The organism is Cellulosimicrobium sp. I38E, assembly GCF_001647255.1.
In the GTDB taxonomy this organism is placed as follows: Bacteria; Actinomycetota; Actinomycetes; order Actinomycetales; family Cellulomonadaceae; genus Cellulosimicrobium; species Cellulosimicrobium cellulans_E.
In genome coordinates this window covers 17,507-27,636 of the sequence record NZ_LUAZ01000049.1, presented here as the reverse complement: position 1 = coordinate 27,636, position 10,130 = coordinate 17,507, and the positions used below count along the sequence as shown (strand labels likewise).

Here is a 10,130-nt window from a genome sequence, read left to right as displayed (position 1 = left end):
GGCGGGGCGGGAGCGGGGCGGTCAGCAGGTGAGGTGGTCGCCCGTCGTGGTGCCGACGATCTCGACGTAGTGGCGGAAGAGGCGGACGCGGTTGTTCATCTGCCGGGGGTTGCCGCCCTCGCACTCGAGCGGGCCGTTGATCGACCGGATCGTCTCGGCGAAGCCGTGCTCGCCGACGATCGCGTCGTGGCACGTCATCGACGCGGTGCCGGGCTGCGTGTTCCAGTACCAGAGCGCGGTCTGCCACGCGACGGTCGGGTCCTGCTCGACGAGCCACGGGTCGGCGAGGAGGTCGACGCCCAGCGCCTCGCCGGCCGCCCGGTAGTTGAAGTTCCAGGAGAGCTGGAGCGGGCCGCGGCCGTAGTAGGCGTCCTGGCCGGCGGGGCACCCGTACGGCTGGGAGGGGTCGCAGTAGTGCGGGTAGTTCGCGGTGTTCACCTCGACCACGTGCACGAGCCCGTGCGTCTCGTGGCTCACGTTCGCGAGGAACGCCGCCGCCTCGCGGCGGGCCACCCGGTCGCCGCCCGTCGTCGCGAACGCCGGGTACGCGGCCGTCGCGGCGACGAGTCCCGCGTACGTGTAGAAGGGGTTCCGCTCGGGGAACATCGCGTCGAACTGCTGCTCGGTCACGACGAACGTCGGCGCGGGGTCCGACGCCGGCGGCGAGGCGTGCGTCGTCGGGATGAGCGAGGGCGTCGGGTCGGCCATGGGGTCCTCTTCGTCGGCGGTGGCCGCGACGTCGCGGCCTCGACCACCCTACGCGATTCGTGAGGAGGCCTGCGTAATGCCCGCGGGCGAAAGGAGGAGCGCCCTGCCGCCCGCCCTCGAGCACGACGCCACCCGCCCTCGAGCACGACATGAGGGTCGCTATCGGCTGGATAACGACCCTCATGTCGTGCTCGGCGGCTGGGTGTCAGGAGGTCAGCCGCACGTCGTCTCCGGGTAGGGCGCCGTCGACTTCGTCTGGACGGCTTGGCCGTCGACGTTCTTGTACGCGACGAGCGTCGCCTCGCCGGCGTCGAGCGTCTTGCCCTTGACCGAGAACGTCTTCTCGACCGTCTCCCCGGCGGGGATCTTCGTGAACTTGTGCTCGCCCGAGACCGTCGTGACCCGGACGTCGATCGGCACCGTGTCGGTGTTCGTCACCGAGGTGGTCAGCCAGAGCTGCTTGCCCGCCGCCTTGCACGACGGCGTCGCGGTGCCGGAGAAGAGCACCGCGGTCGCGCCCGGCTCGGCGCCGATCTCGTCCGCCGTCGCGGACTGGTCGAACGACGCGTTGCCGTAGGTCGTGAACCAGCCCTGCGCCGTCGCGAAGTCCTCGGTGAAGGCGCGCGACAGGAGCAGCAGGAGCCGCGCCTTGACGGCCGTGAGGTCGCCGCCCGCGATGATGCCGTTGCCGCCCCCGTACGACGACCCCGACCCGGTGCGCGTGGTCGACACGAACCACACGCCCTTGTCGCGGATCGCGGCGGTGCGCGCCTGGCTCATCGCGGACGAGATGCCGCCGGCACCCGTGCCCGCGGTGACGATGCCCTTGACGCCGGCGTTCGCGAACGCCGCGACGCCCTCGCCGCCCGCCTGCTGGTAGGACGTGACGATCTCGACGCGCGGGAGGGTCTTGGCGTCGACCGTCGCGAGGTCGAACGGCGTGAACCACTCCTCGGTGTCGCACGACATCACGCGGGCCGGCGCGCGGCCCAGGGTGATGTTGTCGCCGTCGATCCAGCCGAGCACGCCGTACTCGCGCGTCTGGAAGGTGTCGGTCCGGTACGAGTTCGACTTGGTGACCTCGCGGGCCGCCTGGATCTCGTCGTTGAGCATGAGCACGGTGCCGAAGCAGAACGTCTGCTGCGACGCCGCGACCTTGATCGCGTTGTAGAGGTTCGCCGGCGCGTCCGTGCCGAACACGAGGCTCGAGTCCGGCCCGGCGCCCGACCCCCACGGGCGCATCGAGCCGGACGTGACGACGGGCTTGCGCGACCGGACCGTGAGGTCGAGCCAGTACGCGAACTCCTCCTGCGTGTCGGTGCCCGTCGTGACGACGACGGCGTCGGCGGTCTTCAGCTGCTTCTCGACCTCGAGCGTGAGCGCGTGGAACTGCTCCATCGAGTAGCCCGACGAGCCGGCGTTGCCGAACTGGACGGCCGTGACGTCCGCGACGGCGTCGAGCTCGGGGCGCAGCGTGTCGAGCATGTCCTCCATGAGGTACGTGCCGGCGCGGTAGCTCGTGAACGTGTCGCGGCCGGTCGCCTTGCCGGCCATGGTGCCGCCGGTCGCGACGACGACGACCTTCGGCTTCTCCGCGGCGGCGGTCGCCGTCGCGGTCGCGTACTGCGTGGACGTGATGCCGAGCGGGTTGGCCGGCGCGGTCCCGGCGGCGAGCACCGGTGCCGCGGCGCCCTCGGCGCGTGCGGCGGCGGCCGACGCCCGGGAGTCGGCGACGGTGTACGCGACCGTCGCGGCGAGGGCCGCGCACGCCAGGACGAGCGCGACGACGGCCGCGACGGCGCGGCCGGACAGGGTCAGGGTGAACGTTCTCAACAGGGGGCCTTCCGTCGGGGGAACATCTGGCCCGCCCGACGCTAGGGACGGCGTGTTGCCGGGTGATTGCCTGGGCGTAAGAAGTACGCGCGTACCGGATCGCCGCCCGCACGGTTGACCGCGGCCCGGCGCGGGTCCAGCCTGGCGGGAGGGCCGGCGCGGGTCCGGCCCGGTCAGGAGCGGTCATGGACGATCGCGACGCCGCCCTCCTGCGGGCGCACGAGCACGCCGCCGCGTGGCTCGACTCCCTCGAGACACGGCCCGTCCCGCCGCGAGCGCGCGTGGCCGACGTCGTCGCCGCGCTGGGCACGGACCTGCCCGACGGCCCGACGACGGCCGCGGACGTCGTCGACCTGCTCGCCACCGCGTGCGGGCCCGGTCTGACCGCCATGCCGTCCGGCCGCTTCTACGGCATGGTCATCGGCGGGAGCCATCCCGCGGCGCTCGCGGCCGACTGGCTCACCAGCGCGTGGGACCAGAACTCCGCGCTGCGCACGGTGACGCCCGCCCACACCGCCGTCGAGGACGTGACGAGCGCGTGGCTGCTCGACCTGCTGGGTCTGCCCGCCACGGGCGCGGTCGGGTTCGTCACCGGCGCGACGACCGCGAACTTCACGGCGCTCGCGGCGGCGCGCGGCGAGGTCCTGCGACGCGCCGGGTGGGACGTGCGCCGCGACGGCCTGACGGGCGCCCCGCGCGTCCGCGTGCTCGTGGGCGCCGAGCGGCACGAGTCGGTCGACCTCGCGCTGTCCTACCTCGGGCTCGGTGCGCCCGAGGTCGTGGCCGCGGACGACCAGGGCAGCATCTCGGTCGCCGCGCTCGCGGAGGCGCTGACGGACCAGCGCTCTTCCTCGCAGAACCTGGGCTCTACCTCGGCGGACCAGGCCTCTACCTCGGCGGACCAGGCCTCTACCTCGAGGGGGGCGGGCGGCCCGACGATCGTCGTGCTCCAGGCGGGCAACGTGCACTCGGGGGCGTTCGATCCGTTCGCCGCCGCGGTCGAGGTGGCGCACCGGCACGGCGCGTGGGTGCACGTCGACGGCGCGTTCGGGCTCTTCGCCGCGGCGTCGCCGTCGTACCGGCACCTCGTCGCGGGGTACGAGGCAGCGGACTCGTGGGCGACCGACGCGCACAAGACGCTCAACGTCCCGTACGACTGCGGGCTCGCGATCGTCGCGGACCCCGCGCCGCTGCGCGCGGCGATGGGGATGCACGGGGACTACCTCATCCAGAGCGACACGGGCGACCCGCTCGACAAGGTGCCCGAGCTCTCTCGCCGTGGACGCGCGTTCCCCGTGTGGGCGGTGCTGCGCTCCCTCGGACGCTCCGGGGTCGCGGACCTCGTCGACGGCTTCTGCCGGCACGCGACGACGTTCGCGGAGGGGATGCGCGCGCTCGACGGCGCGGTCGTGCTCAACGACGTCGTCTTCACCCAGGTGTGCGCCGCGTTCGGCGACGACGCGCGCACACAGGACGTCGTGCGCCGCGTGCTCGACGACGGCACGGCCTGGATGTCCGGCTCGCGCTGGCACGGCCGCGCGGTGCTGCGCGTGTCGGTGAGCTCGTGGGCGACGACGGACGACGACGTCCGGGTGAGCCTCGACGCCCTGCGCCGCGCCGCGTCGTCGGGCTGAGGCGGGCACCGACGAGCACGGACCGGCGCTGGTCAGGCGTGGCCGCGGACGCGGGCGGGGCACCTACACTCGCTGCCGTGCCCACCGCCGAGGACCTTGCCGCCGCCGTCCGCGCGCGTGCCGAGGGGACGCCCTACCGGATCGTCGACGAGCGCCCGGACGGGTTCGAGCTGCGCCTCGACCGCCCGGACGTGGCGTGGTGGCGGATCTTCTCGCACAGCTACTACGCGACGCTCGTCACCCACGAGGTGCGCGTCCTGCCGGACGGCCTGCGGGTCGAGCTCACCGACGTCGTGCGGCGCACGCACTGGGCGCTCGACGCGGACGGGCGGTTCGTCGAGCCCGAGCGGGGCTGGGTGCGCTCCGTCTCGCGCGGGAACATCCGGTCGACGTTCACGGCGTCGATCGCCGACGCGGAGTCGGGGGCGCGGACCCGCGTCCTCTTCGACACGTCGGCCGGGCGCCGGATCGTCACCGAGGCGGCCCAGGGCCTCGGTATGAGCGTGGGTGCGTCGGCCGGGAGCCGCGCCGCGACGATCGTCGGCCTCGTGGCCGCGGGTGTCGGGCTGGCCGTCGCGCTGGGCGCCGTGGTCCTCGCGCTCACCGTCGGCCGAGGCTGACGGCCAGCCGCGACCGCCCCCGGCAGGGCGCGGCCCGGGCGTCCCCGCCGCAGCGGGGCGCCCGGGCCGGGCAGCAGGCCGGTCAGCGGCCTCCCGCCGTCACCGACCGCGGTGCTTGCCGAGGTCGACGCGAACGAGGTGCCCGTCGGGCGGCGTCGTCTCGTCCGCGGGCAGCACGTTCGTCGTCGCGAGCAGGCCCTTGCCGTCCCACTCGAGCCCCGCGGGCAGCGGGACCTCCACGACCGTGCTCGGGCCGCGCTTGCCGACCTGCGAGATCCTCCCGCCGAACAGCTCGCTCACGTAGACCGTGCCCTTGTCCGTCACGGCGAGGTTCGTCGCGCCGACGAACCCGGTCCCGAGCTGGCGCACCTTCCCCTTCCAGGGGTCCACCGTGTAGACGGCGCCGCGCGCCCCGAGGCTCGCGTCCTCGGGCCCGCCGGGGAGCGTCGTCACGTAGAGCACGCCGCGCGGTCCCACCTCGACGTCGGTGGGGACGGGCTCGAACCAGTACGTCTCGCCGACCACGCAGTCGGGCCACCCGATGGCGGCCGCTGCCTCCGCGGTGACCACCGCGGGCTGGGCCGGGAGGACGGCCACCGTGCGGACCTTCCCGCGGTCGCTGATCGACAGGATCGCGTTCGCGCCCGCGTCGGCGACGTAGGTCGTGCCGCGTGCCGTCGTCGTCGCGTACGGGTGGGAGTCGGCGATGCCCGTGTACAGACCCGGGACCGGTACCGGGGGCACCTGCGCGACGCACGCCGGGTCGGTCTCGCGCAGGCCGTAGGTCACGCCCGCGTCAGGGTTGTTCGCCTGCTCGTACGCGAACGTGTCGGCGAGGACGCGGGGCGTGCCCGTCGGGTTCCCCCAGCGGTCCGTGCGCAGCGTCGAGACCTCCGACGCGACCGGCCCCTGCTCGCCGAGCTGTGTCTCGGTGAACGTGATCCTGCGGTCGGCGTAGGAGACGCCGCCCACCTCGCCGCCGTCGGGCGACGCGTAGAGCACGTTCGGCGTGCCGTCGCGCCCGACGGCCGTGAGCAGGCCGGGGAAGTTCTGGGTGACGTAGGTCGTGCCGCGCGGACCCACCGCGAGGCTGAGCGGGGTGACGAGCCCGGTCGCGACGTCGGTCACGGTGGGTGGGCGTGGGTCGGGCTTGCCGCCGTGCGCGACGGCGGGGCTCGCGACGAGCACGAGGGCGGCGGTCGCGGCGGCGACGCCTGCGGGCAGGGCGGTGCGGAGTCTTCTCATGGGTGCTCCAGGTCCGGCGGTCCCGGGGCGCGGCAGGGGTGTCGTCTCCGTGCTGCGGAGCGGCACGCGTGCGGGTCGCGCCGGGACGTGGGTGAGGTGGTCGTCGGGCCGGACGACGTGGCGCGCCACAGGTGTGCCGAGGGCGTGCCGTGCGACCGGCGAGGCGCCGGCCGGGAGTCTGCTGTGCGTCGGCGGTGAGCACAGACCTCCGAGTGTGCACCCGACGGCCGCCGCGGTCCAGGACCGTCGCCCCGGGCGACGGGCGCCCGGGGGGCGACCGGTGGGACCGGCGGGTCAGCCGCGGACGGCCAGGTCCACCCAGACGAGCCGGTGGTCGCTGCTCGGGAACGGGAAGACGCCCGTGAGCCGCGACAGCGGGTCCGCCTGGACCGGCCAGAACACCCCGGCGTCGCGCACGCGCAGGTCGCGCGACGGCAGCACGTAGTCCGCGCGCAGGTTGCCCGGCGCGGTGTCCGCGAAGTCGGCGGTGTCGAGCGCGGGGTCGCCCCGGTGGGTCGCGTTCGCGCCGCCCTGGAGCGCGGCGGCCTCGACGCCGCCGGCCGAGCGGGGCGCCGGGTCCTGGACGCGCCGGTGGTCGAGGAGCTGGTCGATCGCGGCGTCGACCGAGTCGCCGTCGAGCGGGTCGGCGTTCTGGTCGCCCAGGACGACGAAGCTCTCGCCGGGGTGCAGGCCCCCGCGGCGGCCGGCGTCGTCGTACACGTACCGCGACGCCTTGCCGGGCGTCACGTAGTCCGCCCAGAACCGGATCTCGTCGCGGTTGCGCCGCCCGTTGCGGTCCTCGGGGCCGTCGAACGTCGGGGGCGTGGGGTGGGACGCGAGCACGTGGACCGTCTCGCGGCCGACCCGCACGGGCACGTCCCAGTGCGACTTGCTCGACAGGCGCACGACCTCGAGCTCCTCGGGCGTGAACCAGTCCGCGGGTGCGGCGGTCGCAGGGTCGTCGGGGAGCAGCGCGCCGGGCATGTCCTTCCACAGGAAGTGCTGGAAGGTGCGGACGCCGCGCGTGTCGATCGGGTACCGCGACAGCACGACCATGCCGTACTGGCCCTCGAACGCCCCGAAGCCGAACGCGTCGTCGCCCCCGCCGACCGTGCCGTCGTTGTTGAGGTCGAACCCGCTGGGCACGCCCGTGTTCGACGGGGCGACGTACGCGTAGCGGTACTCGATCGGCGCCGCACCACCCTGGGAGACCTCGAGGTAGTGGTCGCGGAACAGGTCGACGGCGCGCCCGTCGGGCACGTAGTCGAACTCGTTGAGCAGCACGACGTCGGGCCGGGTGCGCTGGAGCACCTCGGCGATCGTCGCGGCCTGGGGGTCGTCGGGGGTCGAGAGGTCGGCCTCGAGCTCTCCGGCTGCGGCGCGGTTGAGGCTCGCGTTGTACGTCGCGACGCGCAGCGTCGCGCGGTCGTGGCCGTGGCCCTGGCCGTTGCCCTGACCGTTGCCGCCGTGCGCGGCGGCGGGGCTCGCGGCGGCGCCGACGACTCCTCCGGTGAGACTGACCGTGAGGGCGACCGCCAGCGCGACGGGAACGGCGAGGACGGAGGTCAGGGCGGTGCGTGCGGTGCGGGGCTGGGCGCGGTGGACAGGTCTCGTGGACACGGTGGCTCCTCGTCGTCGGGGACGGTGGTCGTCGAGAGGTTCTCCGCCACCGTACGCACGCCCGTCCGCGCGCGGTAGGGCGGTGAGGTGACCGGCGGGTGAACGGCGGCAGGTCCTGCCGACATGGGTGCCCGGTGGGACCCTGGGGCCATGGACACCTCGCAGTCCCGCCCCGTCCGCACCTACCCGCACGGCGTGCCGTGCTGGGTGGACACCGAGCAGCCCGACGTCGACGCCGCGCTCGCGTTCTACGGCGCCCTGTTCGGGTGGGAGTTCGAGGACAGGCTGCCGCCCGGCACGGGGGAGCGCTACGTCGTCGCCTCGCTCGGCGGGCAGGACGTCGCGGCGGTCGCGTCGGGGACCGGCGTGCCGGAGTGGATCACGTACGTCGCGGTCGACGACGTGGACGCCTCGTCGCGTGGCGTCCCCGACCTCGGTGGCGAGGTCCTCGAAGGCCCGACGACGATCGGGCCGCCCGGCCGCACGGCGTCCGTCCGCGACCCGCAGGGCGCGACGTTCCGGCTCTGGCAGCCCGGGACCCGGGTCGGCGCGCAGCGCGTCAACGAGCCCGGCACGTGGAACTTCAGCGTCCTGCACACGCCCGACGTCGCGCGGGCGCTCCACTTCTACGGCCCCCTCCTCGGGTGGGAGGTGGACCCGGAGCTCGGCGCGGGCATGGCGCGCGTGGCGGGCTACGGCGACCACCTCGCCCGGACCGTCTACCCCGAGATCGACGCGAACCAGGAGGGTGCGCCGCCCGGGTTCCGGGACGTCGTGGCCGGCGTGGTCGAGGACGGCGGGCCGGCCCACCACGCCGTGGTGTTCGCGGTCGCCGACCGGGACGCCGCCGCCGAGGCCGCCGAGCGCGCGGGTGCCGTCGTCCTGTCCGCGGAGGTCGGCGAGTGGACCCGCGAGGCCACGATCCGCGACCCGCAGGGCGCCGTCTTCACGCTGTCGCAGTTCACCCCGCCCGAGGGCTTCTGACTACGGGGCGTCTCCGGGTCGCGTGCGCGGCGTGGTCGGGCCGCCGTCCCGGCCGCCCGCGTGCGGCATCATGACGCCGTGAACGTCGTCACCCGCACCCCGCACGACCAGGTCGTCGCCCGTCTGCGCGCCGCGGACCTCGAGTACGGGCGCGTGGGCCCGACGGACGAGCGCGGCTGGACGTTCGCCGAGGTCGACACGGAGGTCGACGTCGAGGCCGGCCGCGAGCCCGGCACGCCCGCGGCGGTCGCGGACGCGCTCGCGCGGGTGGACGAGCTGGTCCCGGCGCCGTGGGTCGTGCAGCTCGACGCCGGGTCGGACCGGCTGCCCGACGGCGTGAGCGCGATCCTCGCGGCCCGCACCGACCCGGTCGCTCCGCCGGCGGTCATCACGTGGGCGCCTCTCGACCCGTCCGGGACGAGCACCGACCACGCGATGCGCCTCGACGGTGACCCGCGCCCCGTGCTCGCGGCCGTCGCCGCGCTCGTCGGGCTGCGGGACGCGTCGACCGCGCCGGACCTCCTGCGCGAGCTCGAGCACCCCGACGACCTGCTCGACACGTTCACCGCCGTCGCCGACCTGCCGGCGACCGACTCGGCGGCACCCGACGCCGTCGTCCAGCTCGTGCGCGCCGACGCCGCGTTCGTCCGCGCCGCGGTGCGTCGTGCGGGGGCGGCGTGGGTGCGCGCGACGGACGAGCGCACCGCCGTGTGGACGGTCGAGCGGCCCCCGTCCCCGGTGCCTGGTGCGCCTGACGACGAGGTCCGGGAGGCGTTCACGGACGCCCTCACCGGGGAGTTCCGCGCACGGTCGACGATCGAGCGCGGCCTGCGTCCGGGCGAGGCCATGATCAGCCTGGAGCGAGCGGGAGGCGGCGTGTCGTGGACGCTCACGACGCCCGGGCAGCCGTGGGTCTTCGGGAGCTGGAACGACACGTGGACGGACCTGTCCACCTCCGGGACCGACGGCGCCTACGACGCGCTCGTCGAGACCTTCGGCGAGCCGCGCGACCCCAGCCGGCTGCGCGCGCTGCTCGCCGCGTCCACATGGCCCGGCGACCCGGTCGCCGACCTCGCCTACCTCCTCGGCCTGCCGTCGGCGGTCGTCGAGGCGGTCGAGGACCCGGCGCGGTTCCGGCACGGCGCCGAGCGGGTCCAGCCCCTCGGCCCGACGGCACCGCTCACCACGACCGAGAAGGCGGCGCTCGAGGCCCGCGCGCCCCGGCGCGGGACGGGGAAGACCGTGCGGGACGTCGTCCTGCTCGTGCTGGGCGTCGTGCTGCTCGGCCTCGGGGCGGCGATCCTCGCGACCGACGGCACCGTCGTCGGGTCGGACGGCCCGCCCGACTGGTCCGTCGTCGTCTGGATCGCGGGCGGCGTGCTCGCCCTCGCCGGCTGGGCCGGCCTCGGGTCGGCCCGCTCCGACCGGCGCCGCTTCCTCGCCGACACGTGAGCGGGCCCGTCCCCGGTCGCAGCACGACCGGGGA

At 75.0% G+C, this 10,130-nt stretch carries 8 protein-coding genes; 4 read left to right on the top strand and 4 right to left on the bottom strand.

Going from position 1 to position 10,130, the window contains the following annotated elements; translation table 11 throughout:
• Positions 1–21 precede the first annotated feature (21 nt).
• Together A0J59_RS15395 and A0J59_RS15390 are read right to left on the bottom strand one after the other, a co-directional pair.
• The gene (locus A0J59_RS15395) at positions 22–708 is read right to left on the bottom strand and encodes a chitinase (RefSeq protein WP_064316690.1); all 687 of its coding nucleotides are present in this window, start codon (positions 706–708) and stop codon (positions 22–24) included.
• A gap of 213 nt (positions 709–921) precedes the next feature.
• Entirely contained in the window at positions 922–2,541 is a 1,620-nt protein-coding gene (locus A0J59_RS15390; protein ID WP_064316689.1) for an asparaginase, read from the bottom strand.
• Positions 2,542–2,726: 185 nt separating this feature from the next.
• Between A0J59_RS15390 and A0J59_RS15385 the strand changes: the two genes are divergently transcribed.
• Positions 2,727–4,175 (top strand): pyridoxal-dependent decarboxylase, encoded by a 1,449-nt coding sequence (locus tag A0J59_RS15385; RefSeq protein ID WP_064316688.1) that lies wholly within the window; start codon positions 2,727–2,729, stop codon positions 4,173–4,175.
• A gap of 77 nt (positions 4,176–4,252) precedes the next feature.
• Complete coding sequence (locus A0J59_RS15380) at positions 4,253–4,795, top strand: hypothetical protein (RefSeq protein WP_064316687.1); 543 nt, start codon at positions 4,253–4,255, stop codon at positions 4,793–4,795.
• Positions 4,796–4,894: 99 nt separating this feature from the next.
• Here A0J59_RS15380 and A0J59_RS15375 read toward each other — a convergent pair whose 3' ends face one another.
• Both A0J59_RS15375 and A0J59_RS15370 read right to left on the bottom strand, forming a co-directional pair.
• Positions 4,895–6,040 carry a ScyD/ScyE family protein gene (locus A0J59_RS15375; RefSeq protein WP_064316694.1) on the bottom strand — a complete coding sequence of 382 codons (1,146 nt, stop codon included), beginning with the start codon at positions 6,038–6,040 and terminating at the stop codon, positions 4,895–4,897.
• 294 nt (positions 6,041–6,334) lie between these two features.
• A complete protein-coding gene (locus A0J59_RS15370; RefSeq protein WP_064316693.1) occupies positions 6,335–7,579 on the bottom strand; it encodes an endonuclease/exonuclease/phosphatase family protein in 1,245 nt (414 codons plus the stop codon).
• A gap of 231 nt (positions 7,580–7,810) precedes the next feature.
• On the opposite strand from A0J59_RS15370, the gene A0J59_RS15365 reads away from it, so the two are divergent.
• Both A0J59_RS15365 and A0J59_RS15360 read left to right on the top strand, forming a co-directional pair.
• Positions 7,811–8,644, top strand: a complete 834-nt coding sequence (locus tag A0J59_RS15365) for a VOC family protein (protein ID WP_064316686.1) — start codon at positions 7,811–7,813, stop codon at positions 8,642–8,644.
• Positions 8,645–8,722: 78 nt separating this feature from the next.
• Complete coding sequence (locus A0J59_RS15360; RefSeq protein ID WP_064316685.1) at positions 8,723–10,096, top strand: hypothetical protein; 1,374 nt, start codon at positions 8,723–8,725, stop codon at positions 10,094–10,096.
• Positions 10,097–10,130: the final 34 nt, after the last annotated feature.

What these genes read in the sequence shown, in the direction of transcription:
- A0J59_RS15365 (WP_064316686.1), top strand. Translation starts at nt 7,811, where the DNA reads ATGGACACCTCGCAGTCCCGCCCCGTCCGCACCTACCCGCACGGCGTG.
- A0J59_RS15395 (WP_064316690.1), bottom strand. Translation starts at nt 708, where the DNA reads ATGGCCGACCCGACGCCCTCGCTCATCCCGACGACGCACGCCTCGCCG.
- A0J59_RS15385 (WP_064316688.1), top strand. Translation starts at nt 2,727, where the DNA reads ATGGACGATCGCGACGCCGCCCTCCTGCGGGCGCACGAGCACGCCGCC.
- A0J59_RS15375 (WP_064316694.1), bottom strand. Translation starts at nt 6,040, where the DNA reads ATGAGAAGACTCCGCACCGCCCTGCCCGCAGGCGTCGCCGCCGCGACC.